Source organism: Pedobacter panaciterrae (assembly GCF_013204795.1).
Classification (GTDB): domain Bacteria; phylum Bacteroidota; class Bacteroidia; order Sphingobacteriales; family Sphingobacteriaceae; genus Pedobacter; species Pedobacter panaciterrae.
Genome location: NZ_JABMKW010000016.1, coordinates 535,038 through 560,137, shown reverse-complemented (window position 1 = coordinate 560,137; position 25,100 = coordinate 535,038). Strand labels below are relative to the sequence as shown.

Sequence of the window (25,100 nt, the reverse complement as noted above, 5' to 3'; positions counted from 1 at the left end):
ACTGAGTTTGAATAGGCAATACATGTAGCAAAACCAATTCCAATGAAAATCAGAAACCTTGTTGATCTGTTTACTATCCTTCCTGAAGAAGAAAAAATAATTGTCGACGTATTGCGACAGATAATTATTGAATCTCTTCCTGAATACTGTAAAGAGAAAATCTCATACAATGTTCCGTTTTTTTATGGCAACAAAGGGATATGTATTATTTGGCCTTCAACTGTTCCCAGGGGAGGTATCAAAAAAGGCGTTCTTTTAGGTTTTTGGTATGGACATAAATTAAATGACCATGATCACTTTCTGTCTCATGGAACAAACAAGCAAATTTTTTATAAAATCTATCAAACCGCAGAGGAGATTGATGAAAATCCAATAAAAAAGCTTTTAAAAGAAGCGATCAGATTAGATAGCTCGTTTACTTAAATTTATAGCTCGTTTTATTCTTGGCCGATTATATCGTTGAAGAAAAATCGGATAAAGGTTTAGTAAAACATTTAATATGAGTAACCACAATGATTTGAGCACTCCAAATTCGAATGCCACAAAAACATTAAAACCCAGGACGATCAGCAGGATAATTAAGTGGTCTAGTTCAGATTTTTTTGTCTGATAATGCAAATTCACTAAAGCTTTGGTGTTTTTTTCTATGGGATTGGATTTTCTGATCACCTTTTCCCAGCCAACCCAAACCAATAGTTTTCGAAAAAAATTTATTCCGAGATATTCATATGTTTTTCCTCTCCCTTCCCATTCCTTTTCGTTAAAGTAGGGAGAACCAAGTGGACTTTTTAGTGCTCCGGTAAAAACAACAACAAACAACATCAGCAGGAAGTTCAGAATCCAGGAGAATGAAAATCCATCCATTTTAATATAATGGACCAGGGTATAAATTGAGGCAATTGTGGCGATTGCAATTAAAATTAAAATTAAGGTTTTTCTCATTCATTTATTTCTCAAAAGGACGCTTAGATGAAGTGTGACCTTTTATGGTTGCGCTGAATTTATAGAATACCCAAACAAAAATCCCTACTAAAATCAAATCATACGCAAAATTTACCCTTACAAACGAGATTGTTGTGGATGTGAATTCTGAATTCTCAAAGGTCATTCTTTGCAGGTAAGGAAAGGGAAAGCCTGCTTTAACAAATGAAAATTGATTCCAGAGAAATGGTAGGGCAGATACCAATAGGAAAGACAAAATAAATAGTACAAAAAATTTCATAAACGGTGCTGATGCTAACTGGCTTTGTAAGTCGGTCGTTGCTAAATTTAATATATTCCTATAAAGAAGCCAAATCGAAAATCCCTTGGGGGATTTTTTTGAAGATTGCTTTCGGAGAAAATTCAGCCACCAGGCTGTCTGGGTCATGGCCCGATTTGTCTGACCCAAGGTTTTTTACTCGTTTTTTCATAGCCTGTCCTGGTAGTTTTGGGGTATCAAATCACCTAATAAACAGTAATTATGAAAACTAGCATCTTTTTATTTTCGGCCCGGGACCTGGCAGTTGAAATCAGGAGGCGGCTTGCGGCAGCTATGATCGCCTTCGCTTCTGTACTCGCAATATCTACGGCGAGATTTGAACGGGATCCACAAAGCTGCGGTATGATCACCATTCAGCTGAAAAAGAAAAAACGACCATCGGAGTAAATTGAGCATAATGTTCGACCCCCCCAAATGCCTGGTTGGCGTCTAAGCTTGTCTACTTCAGCCCGGTTGTAATTTTTCTCAGGTCCCGGCAGCACTAAATTTACCTTATCAATCAACAAATACTAAACAAAATACAATGAAAAATCAATCTATATCCCCTCGCCACTGCTTAGGAAGACTAGCCTTTATATTTGCAGCGCTACAGCTGATTTTATTTTCTTCAGCTACAGCAAAACCAATCACGATAGCTGAGAACAGTACGCTCAGGCAGCTCGAGGACCCTTTTAATCACATCAAACAAATAAAGGCAGGTGTACTCAATATTGGTTATGTAGAGGCGGGTCCGGCCAATGGTGAGCCCGTTCTGCTTCTTCATGGCTGGCCATATGACATTTACAGTTACAAAGAGGTATCCGAAATCTTGACCGCTAAAGGCTATAGGGTGCTCATCCCTTACCTGCGCGGTTATGGCAGCACGCGCTTTCTGTCTGCTGCAACGCCACGTAACGGTCAGCAATCTGCCCTTGCCGTGGACATGATTGCCTTTATGGATGCTTTGAAAATCAAAAATGCCATCGTCGGCGGATTTGATTGGGGTGCACGTACCGCAGATATCATGGCCGCATTATGGCCGGATCGCGTGAAAGGACTGGTTTCTGTGAGCGGCTACCTAATCGGCAGCCAGGCTGGTAACAAGGCGCCGCTTAAACCACAAGCCGAGCTGTCATGGTGGTACCAGTACTACTTTGCTACAGATCGTGGCCAGGCGGGGTATCAGGTAAATACCGCTGAGTTCAACAAACTGATCTGGCAGACGGCCTCGCCAACCTGGAAATTCAGCGAGGAGACTTATAGCCGTTCTGCAGCATCCTTCAAAAACCCTGATCACGTACAAATCGTGATTGACAATTACCGTTGGAGATTAGGGATCACTAAAGGAGAAGCTAAATATGATGCCCTGGAATCTAAACTCGCTACTGCTCCTTACATTACCGTGCCTACAGTAACCCTGGAAGGGGATGCCAACGGAGCGCCGCATCCCGATCCGAGCGTCTATGCCATTCGCTTTAAAGGAAAATATGCACACCATAACATTAACGGTGGCGTTGGCCATAACCTTCCGCAGGAAGCCCCGCAAGCTTTCGCGGATGCTATCCTTGAGGTTGCCACATGGACCCGATAAACATGAATAACTCACAATCATCATCATTCAAAAATTTAAATATTCAAATACAATGAAAAATCAAACAGTTTTAACCGCCACTGGCGGATCTGCAATCACTAAAGTATTATACACTGGAAAAGTACACATCACCGGAGGCCGCGAAGGTAAAGCAAAGAGCACAGATGGGCGTTTAGACATCGAACTGTCTACTCCGGGAAGTATTGGCAAAGGCACCAATCCCGAGCAACTGTTCGCTGCCGGCTGGTCTGCCTGTTTCATCGGTGCCATGCAGCACAATGCCGCTGCTGCAAAAATCAAACTTCCGGAAGGAACCTCTGTAGACACTGAAGTTGACCTGGGAACAGGAGAAGAGGGCTTTGCCTTACAGGCCAGGTTACAGGTTAACCTCCCAGGTCTTTCTGTTGAAGAAGCAACCGGCATTGTAGCGGCTGCTCATCAGACCTGTCCTTATTCAAAAGCAAGCAGAAACAATATCAATGTAGAAATTTCAGTAACCGTATAAACCACTGGATATGAGCAGATAAAATGATGCTATTGTATTGTCGGAATGATGTCAGGAATAATGCTTTAGCTGGTATCATTGATTATACTGGTAACAAAATTATACCAAATGCATTTTATTTTTGTTCAAATTTACAATAGAAAAATATGGAAACGCTAAAAGGAAAAATAGCCCTCATCACAGGAGGGAACAGTGGTATCGGATATGCGACTGCGAAAGAATTAAAATTACAGGGCGCGGAAGTCATCATTACCGGAAGACGCGAAGATGCGCTGCAAAAAGCGGCAGCAGATCTGGGTGTAACCGGTTTTGTGAGTGATCAGGGCCGGGTCTCGGCTATTGAAGAACTTGCTGAAAAAGTGAGCGCACAATATGACAGGATCGATATCCTGTTCATTAATGCAGGAGTTTTGGCAGGTGCAGGGATTGAAAATGCAACCGAGCGGGATTTCGACTATGTGATGGATGTCAATTTTAAGGGAGCATACTTTACGCTGAGCCGCTTTATTCCAATTCTGAATGATGGTGCGTCGGTAGTTTTCCTCTCCTCGAACGTGGCGAGCATGAGCGGAGCCAACTCCTCTATCTACAGCTCGGGCAAAACGGCGCTGAACTCAATAATGAAGATCGCAGCTGTAGAATTGGCTCCGCGGGGGATACGTGTGAATGCGGTAAGTCCAGGACCAACGCAGACCGAGATTCTAAATAAACTCGGACTTGACCAGGCCAGCCGACAAGGCCTGGATGACTGGATGATTGAGCGCATTCCGCTCCGGAAAATAGGTGCTGCGGATGATGTTGCTAAAATGGTGGCTTATTTCGCCGGAGAGGCTTCCGGTTTTATCACCGGTGCGGAAATCGTGATGGACGGGGGAATGAGTTTATAAGCTTTCGTATCTTAGTATCTTGCAAGCAATCCTTAACCAGTAGTACATCATGAGTAATGAAGAACTTATCCGTAAGTCGGGAGAAATACTTTCCGATCCCAGAAATCAAAAGGAAGAAATCCAGGCACTGCAGGATACCATGTACGTCATGGGCGGAAAATGGAGGCTAATGATCATCAATTCGATCTGTAACGGCAACAGGCGCTTTCGCGACATACAAAGAAGCATTCCGGGTATCACTACCCGGATGCTTTCAAGGGAATTGAAGGATATGGAAGCCAATAAACTGATCAAAAGAACCGTCACACCCTCAACACCAGTGCTGGTCGAATACAGTGAAACAGACTATTGCCTTTCTTTTGGGGCCATTATCCTGGAGATGATCCGATGGGGCAAGCAGCATCGTGAAAAAATAAGAATGGCAGATTAACCTCACCTGGCTTATCCATGAAAAAAATGAATTTCAAGATATCAAATACCATTATATGGAGCAGTTCTATCGTGCTGGGGGTATTGTCTTCAGTGCCTCAACTTGCTTCCCATCAGTTCAATCTTTTAGAAGCTGCGGTGAATGCAGGTATCACAGCGGCTTTTGCGGTAACGATGTGGTACTTCAATATCTATATGCTTTCGCGAAAAAGCAATAAGACCCAGGGTCAGCAGATCTCTTACCGTAAACTACTGAAGTCCCTGTTATTCGGACTCGCTGTAATGCTCGCACTGGCTTATATCCAGCAGCTAATACTTTCCCATATTGAATTTGGCCCCACGATGCTGATGGTAGAGGTTCGGGGGATCTTGATTAACCTGGTCTTCTATATGTTTTTAAACCTGCTGCAGCAGAACTATGAGAACCAACACGTAAATATGGAGTTGGAGCGCTTCAGAAACGACAACCTCAGCGCGCAGTATGACCTGCTCAAACAACAGGTCAATCCGCATTTCCTTTTCAACAGTCTGAATACCCTGAAAGCCATGGTAGAGAGCAATGATGAGCAGTCGGTAGATTTCATCCTGAAACTGGCTAACTTTTACCGATACACCTTAGAGAGCCGCAAGCTGGATCTCATTCACGTTCGTGAAGAGATGGATATCCTCAACGCCTATCTTTTCCTGCAAAAGGCCAGGTTTGATGATGGTTTTATATTTACCAACAAACTGGATGATGAAGTGCTGGAAACGCTTATTCCGCCATTTACCCTACAACTGCTTGTGGAGAATTGCCTGAAACATAACATCGTCTCCTTACATCGGCCATTAAACATCAGTATCTACCGCGAAGCAGGAATGCTGGTAGTGGAGAATCAGATACAGCTAAAGAATAACGAGGAAAGCTCTCTGGGAGTTGGTCTCAAAAATATTGAACTCAAGTACAGTCATTTGCTGGACAGGAAAGTGGAGATCCTGGACGACCAGCAATTATTTCAAATCAAACTTCCATTAATCTATGAACATCATCATCATTGAGGACGAATTACGAACCGCCAAATCATTGGAAAATATACTCCGGGAACTCCGACCCAATGCCAAAATCACGGGCGCGTACCAAAGTATCGAAGAGTCGGTAGCGGCGTTATCCAAAGGACCACAGCCCGACCTGATTTTCATGGACGTTCAGCTGGCAGATGGCCTCAGCTTTGAGATTTTCAAATCGGTAACAATTAGCTGCCCGGTGGTTTTTTGTACAGCCTTTGACGAGTATTCGCTTGAGGCTTTTAAGCGTAACGGAGTGGATTACGTGCTGAAGCCATTTTCAAAAGAAGATATTGCCGGGGCCATGAAAAAAGTGGATGACCTGAAAAACTTCTTTCAGCAAAAGACGATTCCGGATCTGAGCGACCTGCTGATCCAGATGGTTCAACCTGCGGAGAAGACGAGTTTCCTGGTATTCAAGCACCAGAAATATACCACAGTACAGATCGCACAGATCGCCTATTTCTACATCCGGAATGAGTCCACTTCGATCATGTGCTTCGACGGACAAGAATTTTCCCTGAACCAATCCCTGGATCAGATTACCGGCTCGGTTTCACAAAAGCAGTTTTTTAGGGTGAACCGACAATACCTGATCAACTTCAGTGCAATTAAGGAGATTGAGCATTATTTCCTGCGTAAGCTATATGTGAAATTGGTAATCGAAACTCCGGATAAACTGCTTATCAATAAGGAAAAATCGACCTCTTTCTTATCCTGGATGGAGAACCGTTAACAACAATCCAATTGAAGGGTCGCCCTGTCTATGTGGCGATCCCAATTGTCCGATTCAACCCGAATCTCCTGTTTTTGGGTATCCTTAGTCCCTAAGTTTGGATCAAATTAAAGATTCAAATTATGAAAAGGATACAACTCACCATGCTTTGTGCATTAGCCGTCATCTTATTGCTGACCGCGACCCTGGCCAATAGATCAATGGCCTCCAAATCATCTATCTCACAAACGATAAAAGGGGATGGCTTCGTCGTTCTCGAACTCTTTACTTCCGAAGGCTGTTCCAGCTGTCCGCCAGCAGACGAGCTATTGGCTAAAGTGCAGCGCGAAGCCGGAGACAAACCCGTTTATGCTTTGTCTTACCATGTAGATTACTGGGATAACCAGGGCTGGCGTGATGTGTTTAGCAATCCGGATTACAGCAAACGTCAGTATCAGTATGCAAGCAAGCTTCGTGCACAGGTTTACACACCGCAAGTAGTGGTTAATGGTAAAACGGAATTCGTAGGTTCCAATGCGTCAGCGATGAATTATGCCATAGCAAGTGGCATTAGCGGTAGCGCAGTCAACACACTGCAACTGCAGGGCAAGCAGCAGGGCGCAAAAATGAGCCTCAATTACCAGGTAACCGGAAAAACAACTGACGATGAACTGCTGATCGCGATCGTTCAAAAGAACGCAGTTCATCAGATCAAACGTGGGGAAAATGAAGGCCGTACATTGAGTCATGCGCAGATTGTAAGGAGCTTACAGACTTTCCAGCTGGATCAACCCGAAAAAGGCAAGATTAGCATTGAACTACCCAAAGCATACAGCGCAACAGGATGGGAAATCATCGGTCTGCTGCAGGATAGAAAAAGCAGCGCCATACACAGCGCCACCAGGGCAATAGTCACCGCCGGCGAATTTAAAGACATTAAGGTAAAGTAAATAGCAAACACTTAAGTAAGACAGTACATAAATATAGAAATCATGAATACCAAAACAACAAACATAACCTTCTGGATCGGCATCGTTTTAACTTCCCTATGGTTCGGTGCAAGCGGATTCTTTGAACTGACCAAAAATGCTTTGGTTTGGGAAATTACCCAGCAACTTGGTTACCCTGCGCATTTTATTTACCTGCTGGGGGTGGCTAAAATATCGGGCGTCATCGTGCTCCTGATTCCCGACAAATTGCTGAGATTAAAAGAATGGGTATTTGCCGGAATCTTCTTTGATATTATCTTCGCATTCGGGTCAAAAGTAGCCGTCATTGGTGTTGGGACAGCCACAGATGCCGTGGTAGCCTTAGTGATGGTCAGTGCGACCTACGCGATGTTCAGAAAGCGCTATCCGGTGGCTTACCAAAAAATTGAGTAAGATTTCAAGCCTGGGTCACGCCGGCGCTTTTGCCATTACGAAAAGCAAAAGAAACAAAAATCTTTTGATATGCATCTTGTTCAAAAAGTTCAAAATTGAAAGCCATAACTTCAGCGCCATAGGTCAAAAAAGCATCAACAAGTGTCAAAATTTGAATAGTTTATCAGGGATTCTATTTATATTTTAGCTTTATTATTTATTCAATTTCATTTCTTTTACTGGTGAAAACCGAAGTATAAATTAGATTCCTTTTTATTCATGAAAAAAACTGTCCTGGTTATTTTTACACTTTTGGTCCAATTTTTTAATGCATCTGCGCAGCAAATCAATCTAAAAACAGACGATCTGAGCCTCAGCATTTCCCAGACTGGTCAGGTCGCCGCAATGCTAAATCCTAAGACTGGAAAAAATTACCTTGCTATCGGAGAAAAGGCCCCTTTATTAAGTGTTCGTGTCGCCGAGGAATGGGAAGAGCCGGCTCAAGCTGTATTTAATAGTAAATCAGGTGTCATTATCCTGAATTTTATGAAGGCCAAGGTTTCCGCAGAAATAAAAGTTGTCCAAAAGAAAACCCACCTTGTTTTCGAATTAATTCGTTTGAACACAAAAGATAAAGTAAATGCAGTTGTCTGGGGCGCATATCCAACTATTATTGGGCAAACGATTGGAGAAGTGGTTGGGGTGGTACGTGATGGTGAATATGCGATCGGGCTTCAATCATTAAACGTAAAAACCATTGGAGGTGTTTTAAAAAATGCTGAAGGGGCGGATTATTCGCGAGGTTCGGTGGCGGTTAGTCAGTCCTATGGGAGTAGTTTACAGGCATTCAGTCTGGATCGATCAAAAGACCGCAAAATCACGGTTTGGAATCAATATCCGAATATGCCGGTTAATGCAATACCCAATGAAACTACAATAGGTTCAAAGATTGCCCTTTTTGGATGTTCCGAAAATCAAGTGCTATCTCGTATCGGAACAATTGAGCTTGCCGAGGGGCTTCCACATCCATTGATTAACGGGGTTTGGCATAAACAGTCCCCTGAAACCGGGAGGGCCTACATGATTGCGGATTTTGATGAAAGTAATATAGATACCTTATTGAATTATGCAAAACAGGCAGAACTCATGTCCGTTTACCATGAAAGTCCGTTTCAATCCTGGGGCCATTTTGTTTTAAATCCTGCAAGTTTCCCAAATGGGAATGCGGGAATGAAAGTTTGTGTTGATAAAGCATCAAAAAAAGGGATTCGTATAGGTGTACACACACTTAGTAATTTTATCAATACGAATGATCCTTATGTTACACCGCTGCCCGACAAGCGCCTTGCTTTAACTGGTTCCTCCATACTAACAGAAAACATCACATCGTCTGCTACTGAAATTGTTGTTGAATCTAATGAGTATTTTAAGAACATAAAGCCAAGTACATTACATGCTGTTCAAATCGGTGAAGAAATTATCCGTTTCCGTGAAGTGACATCAGAACGCCCATTCAAATTGTTGGATTGCCAGCGAGGTGCTTATGGAACAAAAGCATCCGCTCAGGAAAAAGGGGCAGCAGTAGGGATGATGATGGATTATCCCTATAACACGCTTTTTACAAATTTTAGCCTTCAACAGGAAATTGCAGGGAATTTAGGTCGTTTTTTTACTGAAACTGGGGTTAGCCAGATGGATTTTGATGGTCATGAAGGATGTCTATCCTCGGGGGAAGGTGATTATGGTATGCAGGCTTTTGCCGAAAAGGTTTTCAAGGATACCAAGCAGACCTTGGTTAACGGCACAAGTCGTTCCAGTCATTATTATTGGCATATTTGTCATTATTGGAACTGGGGAGAACCATGGTATGGCGGATTTCGTGAATCCCAGGGAGATTTTCGTTTGGAAAACCAACCTTTTTTGGAAAGAAATTACATGCCTAATATGCTGGGATGGTTTTTACTTTCTTCAACAACAACGGCAGATGACATCGAATGGATGATGGCAAGAGCTGCCGGTTACCATGCAGGTTTTGCTTTGGTTGCACGCTATAAAAATTTGCAAAAAAATCCAAATACTACTCAGCTATTAGCTCTGATCAAGCTTTGGCAGGATGCTTATAAAAAGAAAATTTTCTCTCCTGATCAATTGACAAGATTAAAGAATCCGGAAAACGATTTTCATCTGGAACATAATAACGAGGGTTGGAAACTATATCCATTTAAAAAATTCAAATTTGAACATACTAAGCAGGTGCTTCAGCCTGGACAACCAACCTTTTCGGAATGGCAGTTTGTAAATGGTAATGCAGAACAACCCTTAAATTTTACCCTTACTTTTATGGGAAAAGAAGGTGTAATCAGTAATCCGTGGATTGAATTAGATGGATATTTTAAACTTGAATTGCCGGGCGAATATGAAGCAGGAAACTCAGTTGTATGCAATGGAACAACTCTTAAAATTTATGATAATAAGGGGAGTTTTAAGAACGAAATTGCATTAAAACAGCCCATTCCAAGCCTTAAGTCTGGAAAGCATACCATTAAATTTGATTGCGGATTTCCTGATGAAAATGAACTGACAAACAGGTTTATCATTAAAACAATCAGCAGTCCTGAAATCATCTCAAAATAGAAATGTATTAGTATCTTGGTGGGTAGTCCGGGAATTTACGTTATACGTTTATGAAAATTACTTATCGGAAATTAGAATCTTCAGATATCAAACAGCTAATGGCCCTGGTTGGGGTATATGAGCGGGTATTTGAAATGCAGAATTTTGAAATGCCATCGGTTGCTTATTTGCAAACCTTGCTGGAAAATCAGCAGATCGTTTTTTTTAGTGCGCTTGACGATTATGAAAACGTAGTTGGTGGAATGACAGCTTACATGATGCCTTCCATATATTATGCTGCCCCTGAAGTTTATATATACGATTTGGCTGTTGAAGTAGCATGGCAGCGCAAAGGTGTTGGCAGGAGGCTAATAGAGGAGCTCAAGTCGTTTTGCAAGGGGCATGGATGTAAGTTTGTTTTTGTGCAGGCCGATCTTGCAGACCAGCATGCTATCGACTTTTACCGGTCGACGGGTGGGATCCAGGAGGATGTGGTGCATTTTGATTATCAGCTTTAAGGTTTTAGATGGAATCTATTGTCCTTACCCAGTCACAGGCACGGAAGATCATCCTTGATGCCGCCGGGCTCGCCCGAAAAGCACAATTCGGAACTGGAGTAGAAGCTGTTTATAACGTAATTGATCATCTCGGTTTTGTGCAGTTGGATACAAATTATGTTGTTGAACGTGCCCATCATCATGTGATGGCTGCACGTATACCGGATTATCAAACAGAATGGCTGGCCAACCTTAGCGAGGATGGCCGAATTTATGAATACTTCAGCTCAGATGCAGGTTATCTTCCGATGGGGGATTTCCGCTTTTCCCTGCCTGTAAAAAAGGCCTTTGAAACGCAAGGAAAACCGCTCACTAAGCCGGAAGTTAATTTAATGAAACAGATTCTGGACCGGGTGGAAAGGGAAGGGGCGCTAATGGTTGGAGATTTCGAGAACGACCGCTTAGCAGCAAGCTCCGGCTGGTGGGACTGGAGACCCGCTAAGGTTGCCTTGGAAAGACTTTACCTGAACGGCAAATTGATGATCAGCCGGACTAAAGCCTTTCAGAAAACCTATGATTTACCCTTTAATTTAGTGCCGGAGGAAACAGACCTCACCATGCCTACAGATGAGGAATACGCTCGTTTTGTGATCTACCGCACTCTAGGCGCACTGGGTATCTGTTCTGCCAAGGAAATGGCCTGGCGTGCCCGTCGTGTGAAAGGCAACCTGGTTAAAAAGGAACTGGAAAAAATTATTCAGGAAGGAAAAGTAAAAATGGTAATTGTAGAAGGCTTGAAAGGCCCGCTCTATATGCTCCCCGATCAGGAAATTAACGTTAAACTTTCCAACGATGTTTTCATTCTTTCGCCCTTCGACATCCTCAATGTCTTCCGTCACCGCTTAAAGGACTTTTTTAATTTCGATTACCAGATCGAATGTTTTGTGCCTGCCCCTAAACGCCTGTACGGTTATTTTTCACTTCCTGTACTGGCAGGGGAAACTTTTATCGCAAGGATGGATGCCAAAGCCGACCGCAAACAAAAAATGCTGATCGTTCATAACATCCATTTTGAATCCGTGGATCTTGAGCAGCGCATTATTGAAAAGTTTGTTCAAGCTTTAAAAGCATTCGCTCAATTCAACCAATGTAAGGACATTGTTTTCAAACGGTCCAACAATGAAAGTTATCTGGATTCGATCAGCAAAAGTTTTTCTGAATAGATTGTTATCAAATCTTTATAAAAAAGCTCCATCTACAGCATTCTGGTTTTTATTTCCGATCAGTGCCAAAATAACCCAAACGTAACATTTGGGAAACAATTAAAAGGCAGATTTGTAATAACTTAGAGATAACTTAAATATAATCGTATGAATACTCAGGAAGTAGCTGACAAATTAGTACAGCTTTGCCGTGAAGGCAAGCACGCAGAAGCCATTGATGAACTGTATGCAGACAATGTAGTTAGTAAAGAGCCGAAAGGATCTCCAATGGAATTGACGGAAGGCAAGGAGGCCGTTAAAAATAAAACGTTGCATTGGGAACAAAGCGTAGCAGAAATTCATAGTGCATCGACCTCAGATCCGCTTGTTGCGGACAACCATTTTTCTATAGTTATGGATATAGACGCCACCTACAAAGAGCATGGTAGAATGCCGATGAGCGAGATTTGTGTGTATGAAGTTAAAGATGGTAAAATCGTAGCCGACGAATTTTTCTATAGAATGGGTTAAAATGTTGGAATAAAACTCAGAATGATTACCTTAAGGGATGCATATCACTTGTATTAGAAATGAATATGGTAAATAAAATGACTTGCATCCTTTTTGCTTTTGCCCTTGGCGGAACGGTAAATGTATCCGCGCAGAAAGCGGATCCGGAATCGATTTACACAAAAGAAGGTTATAAATTGGTCTGGGCAGATGAATTTAACAACAATGGTAAACCTGATGCTACAAGTTGGACGCACGAGCAGGGCTTTGTACGCAACGAAGAAGCCCAATGGTATCAACAGGATAATGCCTGGTGTGAAAACGGGCTGCTTGTTATTGAAGGAAGAAAGGAAACCAGACCTAACCCAGGTTTTAAAAAGGAATCCGGGGATTGGAGAAGTAACCGAGAAAATGCGGAATATACTTCGTCAAGCATAAAAACCGCCGGTAAACATTCCTGGCAATATGGTCGTTTTGTGATGCGGGGTAAAATTGATGTAAGCTCCGGGCTTTGGCCGGCATGGTGGACGCTCGGTGTATCCGGAGAATGGCCTTCCAATGGCGAAATAGACATGATGGAATATTACAGAGGGAAATTACTGGCCAATATTGCTGTTGGGACTTCAAAAAAATATCAGGCGGAATGGCACAGCAATTCCAAGTCCATCATAGAATTGGGTGGACCCGAATGGGTCTCAAAATTCCATATCTGGCGAATGGACTGGACAGAAAAAGACATCGCCTTATATATAGATGAGCAGCTGCTGATTAAAGTAGATATGGATAGTCTTTACAATAAAGATGGCAGTAATACACATCCATTTAAACAACCTCATTACATGCTGTTGAACCTGGCCATGGGAGGTACCAATGGAGGTGGTCTTGAAAACACCAAATTCCCCAACCGTTTTGAAGTTGATTATGTACGTGTTTATCAGAAGTAGCCAGCTTTCGGTTTGTGTTTAGTGATGGTTGGAAAAAGGTGAAAGATGACTGGCATCATTATTGGCCTTATTGAGCGTCATCATAATGGTAATCTCCTATGGATATCAAGTTATTTTTCCCCTTTGTTTCTTTGCTAAAAAGATCTGTATTTATTCTTTTGCTTTTGGCGCAGGCGCATTCTTTTGCGCAAAGCAATATTTCTAAAGACATTCCAGTAATTGACATTAGCTTTTTCAAAGGTCCTGTGCCCAATAATACATCCTTTGCAAGCATGACCTATATCGATTACAGTTACGGTTTTAACATAGAGGGTACGCGACGTTCAAAAGATGTGAAAGTAAAGGTCGCCCTGACGATCAGTCCTAACAGTTCCCGGAGTTACCTCGACAAATCGAGAATAAAGAATGAGAATTTAGATCAGTTAATCGCTCATGAACAGGGGCATATTGTTATCGGGTTCTTTATTGGAAAGAAGGTCCAGGATGCCCTAAACGCGAGCCATTACACCAAAAATTATAAGAATGAGATCAAAGCCAATTACAAGAAGTTTTATCAGGAGTTCGAAAAACTGCAGCATCAATATGATGAAGAAACCAATCATGGTGCAGATAAAGAAGCCCAGATAAAGTGGAATAGAAAAATTCGACTGCTGGATTAAATACCAAAGCCAACAGGCATGTTTAGCAACATACGCACTGGTTTGTCCTTGTAATAGGCTGGTTCAGTAAACGATGTTTTTTGAACTGCCGCTACTGCAGCTTCATCACAGCCATGACCAAGTTTTCTATCAACTTTGATGTTAGATATACGTCCATCCAATTCAACGATGAATGACAAAAATACCCGGCCTTTAATTCCAGCCTCCTTGGCGCCTTTAGGGTATTCCAGGTTAGCATTTACCGCTTCATAAAACTTTTTCATGCCACCTTTAAATTTAGGCATTACCTGAACGACCGTAAATTCATATACGGTCGTATCTGATTGTGATTTTTCCTGAGCCAAGCCAGTAAGGTAAATGACAGTACATAAGAGCGTTAATAGTAATTTCATATCGTAAAATAATTAAAATTTAGTTGAATATCAATCTAAGAACAAAGCTGTTTTTATATTATCTCAAAGCTATATACACCTGATTGAAATTCGATCTGATATTTATTGTTGGTTTCTTTTGCTAAAGTGCTTTGTCCGGAATCATACTTTATCTTCGTTTTATTTCCAGGTAAAACAAAAGTTGCTGAACTATTTTTAGGTACCTCAATCAATACCTGCAGCTTTCCATTATCTCGTTTCCATTCTGAACGTATTTTCCCAAATGAACTATTGTATGAGGATTTGCAATAATTTAAATCGGCTATAGGTTTTGGCTGAATTAAAAAATGTTTCATACCCACACTTGCCGGATCAACTTTTATCCCTGCAATACCTGAATAAAACCATTCCACCACGCTTCCAAACATAGGGTGGCACCTGGAGCCATCGCCATTCCACGATTCCCATAAAGTGCTGTTTTTGCTGTCCAGTAAATAACCAAAGCCCGGGGAATCTTTTTGATTCATAATTTGGTAGGCAATATCATCCCGGTTATTTTGTGAAAGCACTTTTATCAGCAGGGGAGTTCCTAAAATACCTGTATCAAAATGGTAATTAATTTCCTTTAGATGCGCTAGTAACGAGTTGAAAACGATCTCATAGTTCTCCTTTGGTACCAGGTCAAAAGCTAGAGCAAATACATCAGCACCCTGCCTGCCTTCCCAGTAGGTTTGTTTGGAGGTGTTATAGTACGCCTTATTGAAATTTGTTTTTATTTCATTTGCAAGGTTCTCAAATTTTTGAGAATCATCATTTTTACCCAATGTCTTTGCCACTTTTGTCATGATATTGGTAACATGATAAAAGTAGGCTGTGTTAACCAAAGGTGCCGGAATTTGAATATTGTTGGGCGTACACCAATCTCCTAAACACCATCCGTTAGGTTCTTCTCTGGTTATTAATCCGTCTTTGTCGGTTCTGGTTTGCAGGTATTCCACCCATTGTTTCATGCCGGTATAATGCTCGGCCAAAACTGTGGTATCTCCATAATAAGAAAAATAGGTCCAGGGCATAATTACATAGGCCGACCCCCAAGCCGGCCCACCTCCGCCACCGCCAAAAGGGGCTGTGTGCGTAACAAATCCGGTTTTTTTATTTCTGGCATCGTCCATATCGTTGAACCATTTGCGATAAAACTGACGCATATCATAGGTGAGAATGGAACTTTCTATGATCACCTGCCCATCTCCTGTATAGCCTAGTCTTTCTCTATGAGGACAATCGCTGCTGATACTTCCATGGAAGTTTGCATTTTGTGTTTTGATATAGGCTGTATTTATCTTATTTAAAAATGGGTTTGAACATTCGAAGTTTCCATTTGATTTTACATCCGTGTGGACTTCTTTTATTTTTAAACTCTCCTTGTCAAGGCTTACATCCTGGGTAATTAATTCAATTCTTCTGAAAGCATGCCATGTAAATTTTGGCTCCCAGTTTTCTATCCCTTTCCCTTTCAAGACGTAGCTGTCGAGCTGACCATAATCATCACCTTCCTCGCTGATATACCTGATTTTAATCCGACTGCCTGCTTTTCCTTGAACAGTTATTGCTGCCCAGCCTGATACCGTTTCATCTAAATGATAGGAATAAACAGAGTCTTTTGTTTTACCCTCAAAAGCAGGTATCAGCGTTCTGGTAATTTTATCAAAAGGAGCAAGCTGCGGACGTAAAGCACCGGTAGGTGAACGCACAAAAATGGCCGATTTCCACTGAACATCGGAATAACCAATTTTATTCCATTCTCCCAATTCCAGTCGTGCATCATATTTTTCTCCTGTAAAAATACCATCCTTTAATAACGGTCCGTTTGCTGTTTTCCAGGTTTTATCGGATCCGATGATTTTGCTGGTGCCGTCTACATATTCTATCTCTAATTGAAAAATTAACCTTGGCGCATCGTACCACATATCACCTTCAACCCTTCGATCTCGTTGATTGTACCACCCATTACCAAGTTGTATTCCAATCGCATTGTTTTTTTGAAGCAGATAATTGGTGACATCGAAACTGTTATAAAGTACACGTTGAGTGGATTGATCATCATAAGGATAAAGTAATTTCTTCAGTGATCTTTTATCATAGTTGGTAACCGAGGGAGCCAGTACCTGGTCTCCAATTTTCCTTCCATTTAAAAACAATTCATAAAACCCCAGGCCACTGATGTGAACTATAGCTTGTTTTATTTTTTTTTCGGCTGTGAATTCTTTACGAAAAAAGGGAGAGGGATAAGTAATCGCCGAATCGGGAAATGGATTTTCGAAGGCGCCAATCCATTTCCCTTGCCAGTCTGCGGCTTTTAATAATCCCATAGACCACGAAGCTGTCTGGCTCCAATTAGAGGCCATATTTTTTTCATCCCAAATCATCACTTTCCAGTACAACTTTTTTCTGGACGCTAAGGGCTTACCCTTGTAGAAAACCTGGGTTGAGTTTACAGAATTTATCTTGCCACTATCCCAATAATCACCTTTATTTTGCTGTAATAAAGAGATACTGCTTGCCACTATTATCCGGTATGCCGTTTGACTATTTGCTCGATACTCCGATGCCATTTGCCAGCTTAGCCCAGGATGTTGATGCTCAATAGCTATTGGATTTGAAAGCTGTTCGCATTCGAGTTTTTCAATATTGGGTGCTAACTGGTTACTGAAAATGAAGGTTGGAACAAGCAGGAATAGAATATTGGTAATGATTATTTTCATTTAATATCACTTAGCGTTTATAAAGCAAACTACGATTTTAATTATAGTTTTTTGTAATTTTATAAGATCTATTAACATCTTAATGCTGCGTTATGAAAACAATTAAAGTATTAATCTATCTGATTTTCTTTTTTTCAATCTCTCAAAAAGCCATGGCTCAGGAAAAAATGGGACAGGTCTATATTATAAGATCTACGGGATATGAGGGTTCCTTAATCAACTATAGGGTATATATTGATGATAAACTGGTTTGTAAAATAAAGAACAAACAGTTTTCTATTCACGATATTGCTGTTGGTGATCATACGGTCTCTGTAGCCAGTGGTGGAATCTCCACTGGAAAGAAATCTCAACCGTTGAAATTTACTGTAGAGGAGGGAAAAATAAACTATATTCAATTTAATAGGGCAGGAAAATTGACCTGTCAGGAAATTATGAAGAGCTCGGCAGAAGAGATTTATAAAAAAGCGACCCGAATCGATAACTGTCTTCCAAAAGAATAGCATCAAAATATAATATCTGACAGACAACTTAAGGAGTACGAAAAGGGAGAATTTTTCAGTTCTTCCTTTTCTAGCGTTCGCTTCTCAATTTATTTCGGTGCATTGCCCCCCAATCGGACAGGGTTTCCAATACACCGCTTAAAGTATCAGCATATGGTGTCAACTGATATTCAACCACCACTGGAGTTTGCGGATGAACCACTCTTTTTACAAAACCATTTATTTCAAGTTCTTTAAGTTCAGCTGATAACACCCGTGCAGATATCCCCTCAACACTTCGCTGGATCTCGTTAAACCGCTTATTGTTCTCACGAAGTGAGACTATAACCCTAAGCTTCCACTTCCCTCCAATCACATAAAGTGCGTCAGAGATAGAAGCCAGTCTGCTTGTGCATTCATTTGAAGTTGGCTGCAGTGTTTCGTGCATAATTAATTGATTTACAGTTTACTAAACAAAATATTAGTGCTAACCTTTTGTATACTACTAATCTTTTGTAAGCAAATGTATATAGATTTGACAACAATAAATCATAAATTCATGAAAAAGATATTGCATGTTATATCAAGTCCAAGAGGCGATGCCTCTTTTAGCATTAAATTAGGAAACGCCATTGTTGAAAAGATTAAGGCAGCTTACCCAGACAGTACCGTTCAGGAAAGCAATCTCCTTGAAAAACACTTTCCACACCTGGAAGAATCGCATTTAGCTTCCTTTTTTACGCCGGCTGAAAATAGAACACCAGAGCTCTTAGCTGCGGTTAAACATTCAGATGAAGCAATTAAAGAAATCATGGAAGCGGATGTGATTGTGATCGGTGCTCCGATTTACAATTACAGTATTCACTCTTCTTTAAAAGCATGGATAGATCATATTGCCAGATCCGGCCTCACTTTCAAATACGATGAAAATGGCCCTGAGGGATTGGTCAAGAACAAAAAAGTTTATATAGCCCTGTCCTCAGGAGCGATTTACTCAGAAGGGCCACTAAAATCAATCGACTATGTTGAACCTTACATGAGAACTATTCTGGGCTTTTTGGGGATGACAGATATCACCGTAATTCGTGCAGAAGGAACCTCATTACCAGGCATACAAGATCATGCGTTGGAAAAAGGAATAGCTAGCGTGCATATTAACTAGTTATATTATTGCTTTCACAATTGCTTAACAATTGTGAAAGCAATAATTATTGATCCTTATTAATCATTCCATGGCGAATGTAAAATGCAATCGCAGAAATTTTTGCGATGGAAATTTGGGATCATATAAGCACACACATCAGCTTTGATATTACCAAAAGTGGTCTCTGTTTTATGTTCAAACCCACTAAAAAAAGTTGGGATGATGTTTTTCTTGAAATCATTACGTGGAAAGGCACTTATGATCTCAATTCTGTTCTCTTCGCTGAGGTGCTCATATCCTTCTCCCATTACATCTAAGCCGACGCCTGAATACATCAGCGCTACTTCGGGTTCCTTGTGTTCTGCAATACCTATCGTAGTATGTAAAGCAATAGTATCCCAAACCAACTGCAAAGATTCTTTCGGTAGGCCATGACTTTTAAGAAAATCGCGCGCGGCGTTAGCTCCGTCTACTTCGAAACGCAGATCAGGGCTGCTGTAGTGTTTTGTTAAACCTAAATCGTGGAATACCGAGCTCACATATAACAACTCCTGATCATATTTTAGCTGGTTTCTTTTTCCATTTAAAGAAGAAAAAAGAAATACCCTTAAAGAGTGATTGTAGATGAATTCTGTTCCATGTTCTAATAAAAGTTCTGTTGCCTGATTGGCAATGCTGCTATCGGGAATGCTTATACCTGCAACCGTTTTTAATTTATTAACTGACATCGTCTTTTTGTTTTCCCAAAGTTACCGCCGTCTTATGGCATAGGGAATGTTAAAATCCGTTAATCACATGTTAAAAGCTGCAAATGTGTAATTGGTTAGATGATCACCTACCAAGGTTTGTAAAAAGCATCCGGTAATCTTTGGGCGATACCTGTACGTTCTTCTTAAAAAAATGACTGAACTGGTCCGGCGTTGCAAAGTTCAATTGAAGTGCAATTTCTTTAATTGGCATAGAGGAGAACTGTAAAGACCTTTTTGCTTCTGCAATAAGCTGTCCATTTATGAGATCCTTGGCTCCTCTACCACTGCAACGTTTTGATAGATCGGCCAGTTTTCGGGCAGAAATACCTAAAAGCTTCGAGTATGCCGCTACCTCATGTGAGCTTTGATAATGTGCACTTATCAATTCAATAAACTGTCTGTAGAGCTGATTCTCATAATTGTCGATTCCACTTGCAAGGGATGCGTTTACGTTAGCTATTTTTATCATGATAATTTTTAGATAGGCAGCCATTGCATCCAACTTATTGATATATTCTTCTCTTGCGAATTCATTCCATAAAGATTTGAACAGCGAACTAAGTTCTTCATGGTCTTCTTTTATGAGTGGGAGCATTTGGTTTGCAGAGGCATTGTTGAACAGTACAGCCTTACAATTATTGGCGCTTGAAGGAGCTTTTTCCCAAAAGCAATCACCAAAACTGAGCTCGTAACCAGTAAATTTGCTGCCTTTTTTAAAATTTACGACCTGCCCTTTTGAAATTAGAAAAAGTTCGGACGATGAAATTTTAAACGTATGGTCATCTATTTTTAGCGTGCCAAGCCCGGTACTGACCAGAATTATCCGGTTATAAGCAAGCCGAGATGCCGATGGGTGTTCATATTGTCTATCTGCAAAAAAATGGATAGAGAAGGATTCCTTAATCTCTTTTTCTATAAGCGTACTCGACAACATAATTTCTGGAAGGGGTAGTTTTAACAATCTTACACTAAAGGTAGCAAGAATAGTCAAGATCATAATTCATTTGGAAATGATCTTGAGAAACGAATGAAAATTAATTAATATGCTAACTTTAGCTTATTCTCTCCTTATGATAGACAGCATCTTTTATACCGGCAATGATTATGTTCCCCTCATCCTTAGGGTGGTGGCCGGCGTAATCATTTTGCCTTATGGCATGCAAAAGCTCTTTGGATGGTTTCCACCATTGGGAGGAGGAATAGGCATTAAAGGAACGCTAGCAGATTTTAAAGCTAAGAAGGTTTCTGTATTAATAGCCTGTCTGGTCATTGTTGCCCAGACATTGGGGAGTATAGGACTGATTATTGGATGCCTTGGCAGGGTAGCCGCGATAGGTAATTTTATCATCTTTGCTGCGGCCATTGTGGTGCACGCCCCTGATGGCTGGGCGATGAACTGGACTGGCAGGAAAAAGGGGGAAGGCATTGAATATTTTATATTGCTCTTATCAATCCTGCTTATCATTATCATTAAGGGGAGTGGCGCATGGTCCGTAGACTACTGGATTACCCATTTTATGAGCAATTTTACAATAGAAAGATGAAAACATTTGTTAAAATAGACCGAATGGTTTATTTTTGCTTCCTCTAATATTTAAGTAATGAATAAGGCAGAGCGGACAAGGAAATTTATTATCGAGAAATCGGCTTCCATTATCAACAGAAAAGGAATGGCCGGTACTTCGCTTAGTGACATCATGGAGGCAACAAAACTGGCCAAAGGCGGTATTTATGGAAACTTCGAAAGTAAGGATGAAATATGTGTAGCGTCCTTTTTATACCTGACAGAGAAGCTTGCCGATCAATTGAATAGAGCTGTGTTGCGTGGAGGAACCGCGAAAGAAAAATTTTTAAATTTATTGGATGCCTATACAGAGATTCAAAACACCGAGGGAGGTTGCCCTATTCTGAACTTTGGCGTTGAGTCTGATGATACCCATCCTAATATGAAAGAATATGTAAAGAAAGCAATCCGGTCCTCGCAAAAAAGATTTTTTGATATCATATCTGATGGTATTGCCCATCATGAAATATCAGCCACGGTGAATCCGAAGAACTTTAGCATAAAAGTTTTTGCCATGATTGAAGGTGCTATTTTGTTCAGAAGGGTATTAGAAAGTGATGAGCAAATGCGAATTATCCACGAGGCCATCAAACTTGAATTTGAGTCGTATTTAATATAATTTTTTTGTCAAATTAAAGACCGATTGGTCTATTTTGTGTGCTGAGTTTTAACAATTAATATAAGAAACAATGTCAAAAGTAATTTTAATCACAGGAGCCTCCAGGGGATTTGGAAAAATCTGGGCAGAGGCATTTCTAAAACGTGGTGATCGGGTAGTAGCTACAGGAAGGAACATCGAAGCGCTTCAGGGCCTGAGCGATCAATTTGGGGATCAGGTATTGCCTGTTCAATTGGATGTTAACGATCGCCAGGCCTGCGTTGAAGCCGTAAATAGGGCGAAGGAACATTTTGGAAGAATTGATGTACTGATCAATAATGCTGGGTATGGACTGTTTGGAGCCGTTGAGGAAACTTCTGAACAAGAAGCAAGGAGCCAAATGGAAACAAATTTCTTTGGCGTGCTTTGGGTAACACAAGCGGTGTTACCGATTATGCGCGCGCAGAAGGCCGGACACATTATTCAGGTATCAAGTTATTTAGGTTTAATAGCAGCTCCGGTATTGGGGATTTACAATGCTTCCAAATTTGCTGTAGAAGGTTTAACTGAAACACTTGCTTTGGAAGTGAAAGCCTTTGGCATTAACGTTTCTTTGGTAGAGCCCAATGGCTATGCAACAGACTGGTCCGGCGAGTCGGCTTTTCAAGCAAAACCTATGGAGATATATAGTCCGGTAAAAGATGCATTTCAGAAGGCTGTGTCCGTTCCTGGTTTTTTTGGACAACCAGCAGCTACTGCAAAAGCCATAATTAAATTAGTAGATGCACCTCATCCACCACTAAGGTTATTGTTAGGGTCTTTTGCTTATCCTTCGGTAAAAAAAGTTTATGAAGAACGTCTGGCCAGCTTTGAAGAGTGGAAAGCTGTTTCTGAAGCCGCACACGGAAGCAATTGATAGCAGAAAACAATGAAAACTTTAAAAGAAAATCACCAGGGATTTAGTACTGTGCTAGCCCTGTCGTTGATTCCATTGTCGGGATTTGCTACAGATATTTATTTGCCTTCACTTCCGGCGATGGCAAAAGACTTGCATGTTTCAGCATCCGCTATTCAGCTTTCGTTGGTACTATTTATGTTTAGTATAGGCGTAAGCCAGATTTTTATTGGAAGCATATTGGATAGCTTCGGACGTTTTAGGATCGGTATTGTATCACTCGCACTGTTTTCGCTGACCAGTTTTGTTATTGCCATTGTACCCAATATTTATGTTATTTATGCAATGCGTATTATTCAGGGTATCACCATTGCCTTTATTGTAGTAGGAAAGCGTGCCTATTTTGTTGATATCTATTCGGGAGATAAATTAAAGCATTACATCAGCTTGTTTGCCATTATCTGGGCATGTGCTCCCATTATGGCGCCATTTTTAGGGGGATACTTGCAAAGTGTCTTTGGCTGGCAATCTAACTTCTATTTCCTTGGTGTGTTGTCGCTTCTATTTTTAATTTTGGAACTCATCTACAGCGGCGAATCTTTAAAACATTTTCATCCGTTTAAGATCAGGTCAATTGCACAGACTTATAGTGGCATGCTAAAAACACCCGATTTTATCCTTGGTTTGGCGATTATTGGCATTTGCTTTGGCATGGTGGTTATTTACAGTTTGTCGAGCCCCTTTATTATAGAAAGTGTATTTGGTTATTCTGCTGTTACTACGGGCTATAGTTCATTGTTATCTGGTTTTTCTATCATGACTGGTGGGATCATTGCCAAATCGCTTATTAAACAGCCCCTGGCTAAAAAGGTTGTTACCGCTCTTATCGTACAGGTGAGTTTAGTGTTCCTTATGATATTGACAGTTCCTTTTGGTAGTAATATTTATACATTGATAGGCTTCACGATCTGTATACATATGTGCGGTGGTTTTATTTTCAACATCATTTATGGTTATTGCCTTAGCCGCTTTTCAAAAAATGCAGGTGTTGCAAGCGGACTTACCGGTGGTGCCATGTATATGGTTAGCTCGGTATTTAGCTATGGGTTTGCAAATTTATATGCTGTTAAAAGCCAGACTTTACTGGGGATAGCAAACATTTCTTTGATTCTGGTTATGGGCATACTGTTTATTGCTTTTAACCGATACAGAAAGGTACGGGTGAGTAATGAGCTGAAGACTGCTTTTGCCTGACTAAATTCCAAAATGAGGTAATCCAATAAACATTATTGGATTACCTTTTTAAGTATTCCGAGTGCTTCCACCATCTCATTTTGTAACAGGACGATTGTTTGAATTTTGCAAGTATTCATTTGTTCTCTGCAATCATTGCGTTTCCATGAGGGCTTACCTTTGTTTACATAAATTAAAAAGCAATAATCATGGATAAAACAATTCAAAAAGTATGGTTCATTACAGGAGCTTCGAAGGGATTAGGATTAGCACTTGCAATACAGTTATTGGAACAAGGACAAAAGGTCGCTGCAACTTCCAGAAGCATCCAGGACTTAAAAAATGCAATAGGTACTGAAAATGACAATTTTCTTCCCTTATCGGTTGATATTAGGAATGAAGAAAGTGTCTCAGCTGCAATCGAACAAGTTGTGGCGCGCTTTGGAAAGGTGGATGTCATTGTGAATAATGCAGGCTATGGCTTAGCGGGCGCCCTTGAGGAATTGACAGATGCGGAAAGCAGGCAAAACTTCGATGTCAACGTATTTGGTTCTTTAAATGTGATTAGGAAGGCAATGCCGTATCTGCGCAAACAAGGTTCCGGGCACATCTTTAACATCGCATCTATTGGTGGTTTTACAGGAGCTTTCCCTGGTTTTGGAATCTATTGTGCTACAAAATTTGCAGTTCATGGTTTCTCAGAATCATTGAGGGAAGAAGTGAAAAATTTTGGTGTAAAAGTAACGGTAGTATCACCAGGATATTTCAGGACCAATTTTCTAAGTGATTCCTCGCTAAATGTACCATCAAATCAAATGCAGGAGTATGCTGAGGTACGAGCGGTTCAGGCTGCCCACGAACAGGATATTAACGGGAATCAACCTGGTGATCCGAAAAAAGCTGCTGCAGCCTTTATCAGCGTAGCAGACATGGAAAACCCTCCGGTTCATTTGTTTCTTGGTGAGGATGCCTACGAATTTGCCAACGCTAAGATAGCATTTGTACAAAAAGAAATGGAACAGCTGGCATATATTGGTAAGGCCACCGGCTTTGAATAGCAGGTTGACAACAGGTTATTAATTGCAGGAATATCTTTATTTTTGAT

General features: G+C 40.9%; 29 protein-coding genes. 23 read left to right on the top strand and 6 right to left on the bottom strand.

From position 1 onward, the window contains the following. Positions 1-42 precede the first annotated feature (42 nt). A complete protein-coding gene (locus HQN86_RS10305) occupies positions 43-423 on the top strand; it encodes a DUF1801 domain-containing protein (RefSeq protein WP_172660898.1) in 381 nt (126 codons plus the stop codon). Here HQN86_RS10305 and HQN86_RS10300 read toward each other — a convergent pair. Beyond that, complete coding sequence (locus HQN86_RS10300; protein WP_172660897.1) at positions 403-942, bottom strand: glycosyl-4,4'-diaponeurosporenoate acyltransferase CrtO family protein; 540 nt, start codon at positions 940-942, stop codon at positions 403-405. The two genes, HQN86_RS10305 and HQN86_RS10300, sit on opposite strands and share 21 nt — an antisense overlap. Positions 943-1,462: 520 nt before the next feature. Between HQN86_RS10300 and HQN86_RS10295 the strand changes: the two genes are divergently transcribed. From HQN86_RS10295 to HQN86_RS10225, 15 genes are all read left to right on the top strand, one after another. Beyond that, the gene (locus HQN86_RS10295; RefSeq protein ID WP_172660896.1) at positions 1,463-1,648 is read left to right on the top strand and encodes a hypothetical protein; all 186 of its coding nucleotides are present in this window, start codon (positions 1,463-1,465) and stop codon (positions 1,646-1,648) included. 136 nt (positions 1,649-1,784) lie between these two features. Beyond that, positions 1,785-2,831 carry an alpha/beta hydrolase gene (locus HQN86_RS10290; RefSeq protein ID WP_172660895.1) on the top strand — a complete coding sequence of 349 codons (1,047 nt, stop codon included), beginning with the start codon at positions 1,785-1,787 and terminating at the stop codon, positions 2,829-2,831. A 52-nt stretch (positions 2,832-2,883) separates the two neighbouring features. Then, positions 2,884-3,336 carry an organic hydroperoxide resistance protein gene (locus tag HQN86_RS10285; RefSeq protein WP_172660894.1) on the top strand — a complete coding sequence of 151 codons (453 nt, stop codon included), beginning with the start codon at positions 2,884-2,886 and terminating at the stop codon, positions 3,334-3,336. Between the two features lie 146 nt (positions 3,337-3,482). After that, positions 3,483-4,223 carry an SDR family oxidoreductase gene (locus HQN86_RS10280; RefSeq protein WP_172660893.1) on the top strand — a complete coding sequence of 247 codons (741 nt, stop codon included), beginning with the start codon at positions 3,483-3,485 and terminating at the stop codon, positions 4,221-4,223. 49 nt (positions 4,224-4,272) lie between these two features. Next, positions 4,273-4,653 carry a winged helix-turn-helix transcriptional regulator gene (locus tag HQN86_RS10275; protein WP_172660892.1) on the top strand — a complete coding sequence of 127 codons (381 nt, stop codon included), beginning with the start codon at positions 4,273-4,275 and terminating at the stop codon, positions 4,651-4,653. A 26-nt stretch (positions 4,654-4,679) separates the two neighbouring features. Next, the gene (locus HQN86_RS10270; protein WP_216854373.1) at positions 4,680-5,690 is read left to right on the top strand and encodes a sensor histidine kinase; all 1,011 of its coding nucleotides are present in this window, start codon (positions 4,680-4,682) and stop codon (positions 5,688-5,690) included. Continuing rightward, positions 5,671-6,432: a LytR/AlgR family response regulator transcription factor gene (locus HQN86_RS10265; protein ID WP_172660890.1), complete on the top strand. Its 762-nt coding sequence runs from the start codon at positions 5,671-5,673 to the stop codon at positions 6,430-6,432. Before HQN86_RS10270 ends, HQN86_RS10265 begins: the two co-directional genes overlap by 20 nt. Positions 6,433-6,554: 122 nt before the next feature. Continuing rightward, positions 6,555-7,361: a DUF1223 domain-containing protein gene (locus tag HQN86_RS10260; protein WP_172660889.1), complete on the top strand. Its 807-nt coding sequence runs from the start codon at positions 6,555-6,557 to the stop codon at positions 7,359-7,361. 42 nt (positions 7,362-7,403) lie between these two features. Next, entirely contained in the window at positions 7,404-7,793 is a 390-nt protein-coding gene (locus HQN86_RS10255; RefSeq protein WP_172660888.1) for a DoxX family protein, read from the top strand. Between the two features lie 258 nt (positions 7,794-8,051). Then, positions 8,052-10,406, top strand: a complete 2,355-nt coding sequence (locus tag HQN86_RS10250; RefSeq protein WP_172660887.1) for a hypothetical protein — start codon at positions 8,052-8,054, stop codon at positions 10,404-10,406. Positions 10,407-10,456: 50 nt separating this feature from the next. Then, complete coding sequence (locus HQN86_RS10245) at positions 10,457-10,903, top strand: GNAT family N-acetyltransferase (RefSeq protein WP_172660886.1); 447 nt, start codon at positions 10,457-10,459, stop codon at positions 10,901-10,903. 8 nt (positions 10,904-10,911) lie between these two features. Next, positions 10,912-12,105 carry a winged helix-turn-helix domain-containing protein gene (locus HQN86_RS10240; RefSeq protein WP_172660885.1) on the top strand — a complete coding sequence of 398 codons (1,194 nt, stop codon included), beginning with the start codon at positions 10,912-10,914 and terminating at the stop codon, positions 12,103-12,105. 147 nt (positions 12,106-12,252) lie between these two features. Next, a complete protein-coding gene (locus HQN86_RS10235) occupies positions 12,253-12,615 on the top strand; it encodes a nuclear transport factor 2 family protein (protein WP_172660884.1) in 363 nt (120 codons plus the stop codon). A 77-nt stretch (positions 12,616-12,692) separates the two neighbouring features. Next, positions 12,693-13,538 carry a glycoside hydrolase family 16 protein gene (locus HQN86_RS10230; RefSeq protein ID WP_246269531.1) on the top strand — a complete coding sequence of 282 codons (846 nt, stop codon included), beginning with the start codon at positions 12,693-12,695 and terminating at the stop codon, positions 13,536-13,538. 98 nt (positions 13,539-13,636) lie between these two features. Further along, complete coding sequence (locus HQN86_RS10225; protein ID WP_172660882.1) at positions 13,637-14,197, top strand: DUF922 domain-containing protein; 561 nt, start codon at positions 13,637-13,639, stop codon at positions 14,195-14,197. Here HQN86_RS10225 and HQN86_RS10220 read toward each other — a convergent pair. Together HQN86_RS10220 and HQN86_RS10215 are read right to left on the bottom strand one after the other, a co-directional pair. Beyond that, on the bottom strand, positions 14,194-14,589 hold the full coding sequence (locus tag HQN86_RS10220; RefSeq protein ID WP_172660881.1) for an energy transducer TonB: 396 nt from the start codon (positions 14,587-14,589) through the stop codon (positions 14,194-14,196). The two genes, HQN86_RS10225 and HQN86_RS10220, sit on opposite strands and share 4 nt — an antisense overlap. A 53-nt stretch (positions 14,590-14,642) precedes the next feature. Further along, a complete protein-coding gene (locus HQN86_RS10215) occupies positions 14,643-17,330 on the bottom strand; it encodes a family 78 glycoside hydrolase catalytic domain (protein ID WP_172660880.1) in 2,688 nt (895 codons plus the stop codon). A gap of 92 nt (positions 17,331-17,422) precedes the next feature. Here HQN86_RS10215 and HQN86_RS10210 point away from each other — a divergent pair, with 92 nt between their 5' ends. Continuing rightward, entirely contained in the window at positions 17,423-17,833 is a 411-nt protein-coding gene (locus HQN86_RS10210; RefSeq protein WP_172660879.1) for a DUF2846 domain-containing protein, read from the top strand. A gap of 70 nt (positions 17,834-17,903) precedes the next feature. Here the strand turns inward: HQN86_RS10210 and HQN86_RS10205 are convergent, their stop codons facing one another. Further along, complete coding sequence (locus HQN86_RS10205; protein WP_172660878.1) at positions 17,904-18,260, bottom strand: winged helix-turn-helix transcriptional regulator; 357 nt, start codon at positions 18,258-18,260, stop codon at positions 17,904-17,906. 111 nt (positions 18,261-18,371) lie between these two features. Here HQN86_RS10205 and HQN86_RS10200 point away from each other — a divergent pair, with 111 nt between their 5' ends. Next, positions 18,372-18,974 carry an FMN-dependent NADH-azoreductase gene (locus HQN86_RS10200; protein ID WP_172660877.1) on the top strand — a complete coding sequence of 201 codons (603 nt, stop codon included), beginning with the start codon at positions 18,372-18,374 and terminating at the stop codon, positions 18,972-18,974. A 59-nt stretch (positions 18,975-19,033) separates the two neighbouring features. Here the strand turns inward: HQN86_RS10200 and HQN86_RS10195 are convergent, their stop codons facing one another. Together HQN86_RS10195 and HQN86_RS10190 are read right to left on the bottom strand one after the other, a co-directional pair. Further along, positions 19,034-19,684, bottom strand: a complete 651-nt coding sequence (locus tag HQN86_RS10195) for an HD domain-containing protein (RefSeq protein ID WP_172660876.1) — start codon at positions 19,682-19,684, stop codon at positions 19,034-19,036. A 103-nt stretch (positions 19,685-19,787) separates the two neighbouring features. Continuing rightward, positions 19,788-20,702 (bottom strand): AraC family transcriptional regulator, encoded by a 915-nt coding sequence (locus HQN86_RS10190; RefSeq protein ID WP_172660875.1) that lies wholly within the window; start codon positions 20,700-20,702, stop codon positions 19,788-19,790. Between the two features lie 73 nt (positions 20,703-20,775). Here HQN86_RS10190 and HQN86_RS10185 point away from each other — a divergent pair, with 73 nt between their 5' ends. The 5 genes from HQN86_RS10185 (at position 20,776) to HQN86_RS10165 (ending at position 25,053) form a co-directional block, all read left to right on the top strand. Continuing rightward, complete coding sequence (locus HQN86_RS10185; RefSeq protein ID WP_172660874.1) at positions 20,776-21,249, top strand: DoxX family protein; 474 nt, start codon at positions 20,776-20,778, stop codon at positions 21,247-21,249. 57 nt (positions 21,250-21,306) lie between these two features. Continuing rightward, positions 21,307-21,888, top strand: coding sequence for a TetR/AcrR family transcriptional regulator (locus HQN86_RS10180; RefSeq protein ID WP_172660873.1), 582 nt, complete (start codon positions 21,307-21,309; stop codon positions 21,886-21,888). Between the two features lie 70 nt (positions 21,889-21,958). After that, entirely contained in the window at positions 21,959-22,783 is an 825-nt protein-coding gene (locus HQN86_RS10175; RefSeq protein ID WP_172660872.1) for an SDR family NAD(P)-dependent oxidoreductase, read from the top strand. 12 nt (positions 22,784-22,795) lie between these two features. Next, on the top strand, positions 22,796-24,016 hold the full coding sequence (locus HQN86_RS10170) for an MFS transporter (RefSeq protein WP_172660871.1): 1,221 nt from the start codon (positions 22,796-22,798) through the stop codon (positions 24,014-24,016). A gap of 188 nt (positions 24,017-24,204) precedes the next feature. Beyond that, positions 24,205-25,053 (top strand): SDR family oxidoreductase, encoded by an 849-nt coding sequence (locus HQN86_RS10165; RefSeq protein ID WP_172660870.1) that lies wholly within the window; start codon positions 24,205-24,207, stop codon positions 25,051-25,053. Positions 25,054-25,100 lie beyond the last annotated feature (47 nt).

Excerpts from the sequence above, each read along its gene's own strand:
- HQN86_RS10305 (WP_172660898.1), top strand. The coding sequence starts at position 43 with ATGAAAATCAGAAACCTTGTTGATCTGTTTACTATCCTTCCTGAAGAA.
- HQN86_RS10300 (WP_172660897.1), bottom strand. The coding sequence starts at position 942 with ATGAGAAAAACCTTAATTTTAATTTTAATTGCAATCGCCACAATTGCC.
- HQN86_RS10295 (WP_172660896.1), top strand. The coding sequence starts at position 1,463 with ATGAAAACTAGCATCTTTTTATTTTCGGCCCGGGACCTGGCAGTTGAA.
- HQN86_RS10290 (WP_172660895.1), top strand. The coding sequence starts at position 1,785 with ATGAAAAATCAATCTATATCCCCTCGCCACTGCTTAGGAAGACTAGCC.
- HQN86_RS10285 (WP_172660894.1), top strand. The coding sequence starts at position 2,884 with ATGAAAAATCAAACAGTTTTAACCGCCACTGGCGGATCTGCAATCACT.
- HQN86_RS10280 (WP_172660893.1), top strand. The coding sequence starts at position 3,483 with ATGGAAACGCTAAAAGGAAAAATAGCCCTCATCACAGGAGGGAACAGT.
- HQN86_RS10275 (WP_172660892.1), top strand. The coding sequence starts at position 4,273 with ATGAGTAATGAAGAACTTATCCGTAAGTCGGGAGAAATACTTTCCGAT.
- HQN86_RS10270 (WP_216854373.1), top strand. The coding sequence starts at position 4,680 with ATGAATTTCAAGATATCAAATACCATTATATGGAGCAGTTCTATCGTG.
- HQN86_RS10265 (WP_172660890.1), top strand. The coding sequence starts at position 5,671 with ATGAACATCATCATCATTGAGGACGAATTACGAACCGCCAAATCATTG.
- HQN86_RS10260 (WP_172660889.1), top strand. The coding sequence starts at position 6,555 with ATGAAAAGGATACAACTCACCATGCTTTGTGCATTAGCCGTCATCTTA.
- HQN86_RS10255 (WP_172660888.1), top strand. The coding sequence starts at position 7,404 with ATGAATACCAAAACAACAAACATAACCTTCTGGATCGGCATCGTTTTA.
- HQN86_RS10250 (WP_172660887.1), top strand. The coding sequence starts at position 8,052 with ATGAAAAAAACTGTCCTGGTTATTTTTACACTTTTGGTCCAATTTTTT.
- HQN86_RS10245 (WP_172660886.1), top strand. The coding sequence starts at position 10,457 with ATGAAAATTACTTATCGGAAATTAGAATCTTCAGATATCAAACAGCTA.
- HQN86_RS10240 (WP_172660885.1), top strand. The coding sequence starts at position 10,912 with ATGGAATCTATTGTCCTTACCCAGTCACAGGCACGGAAGATCATCCTT.
- HQN86_RS10235 (WP_172660884.1), top strand. The coding sequence starts at position 12,253 with ATGAATACTCAGGAAGTAGCTGACAAATTAGTACAGCTTTGCCGTGAA.
- HQN86_RS10230 (WP_246269531.1), top strand. The coding sequence starts at position 12,693 with ATGACTTGCATCCTTTTTGCTTTTGCCCTTGGCGGAACGGTAAATGTA.
- HQN86_RS10225 (WP_172660882.1), top strand. The coding sequence starts at position 13,637 with ATGGATATCAAGTTATTTTTCCCCTTTGTTTCTTTGCTAAAAAGATCT.
- HQN86_RS10220 (WP_172660881.1), bottom strand. The coding sequence starts at position 14,589 with ATGAAATTACTATTAACGCTCTTATGTACTGTCATTTACCTTACTGGC.
- HQN86_RS10215 (WP_172660880.1), bottom strand. The coding sequence starts at position 17,330 with ATGAAAATAATCATTACCAATATTCTATTCCTGCTTGTTCCAACCTTC.
- HQN86_RS10210 (WP_172660879.1), top strand. The coding sequence starts at position 17,423 with ATGAAAACAATTAAAGTATTAATCTATCTGATTTTCTTTTTTTCAATC.
- HQN86_RS10205 (WP_172660878.1), bottom strand. The coding sequence starts at position 18,260 with ATGCACGAAACACTGCAGCCAACTTCAAATGAATGCACAAGCAGACTG.
- HQN86_RS10200 (WP_172660877.1), top strand. The coding sequence starts at position 18,372 with ATGAAAAAGATATTGCATGTTATATCAAGTCCAAGAGGCGATGCCTCT.
- HQN86_RS10195 (WP_172660876.1), bottom strand. The coding sequence starts at position 19,684 with ATGTCAGTTAATAAATTAAAAACGGTTGCAGGTATAAGCATTCCCGAT.
- HQN86_RS10190 (WP_172660875.1), bottom strand. The coding sequence starts at position 20,702 with ATGATCTTGACTATTCTTGCTACCTTTAGTGTAAGATTGTTAAAACTA.
- HQN86_RS10185 (WP_172660874.1), top strand. The coding sequence starts at position 20,776 with ATGATAGACAGCATCTTTTATACCGGCAATGATTATGTTCCCCTCATC.
- HQN86_RS10180 (WP_172660873.1), top strand. The coding sequence starts at position 21,307 with ATGAATAAGGCAGAGCGGACAAGGAAATTTATTATCGAGAAATCGGCT.
- HQN86_RS10175 (WP_172660872.1), top strand. The coding sequence starts at position 21,959 with ATGTCAAAAGTAATTTTAATCACAGGAGCCTCCAGGGGATTTGGAAAA.
- HQN86_RS10170 (WP_172660871.1), top strand. The coding sequence starts at position 22,796 with ATGAAAACTTTAAAAGAAAATCACCAGGGATTTAGTACTGTGCTAGCC.
- HQN86_RS10165 (WP_172660870.1), top strand. The coding sequence starts at position 24,205 with ATGGATAAAACAATTCAAAAAGTATGGTTCATTACAGGAGCTTCGAAG.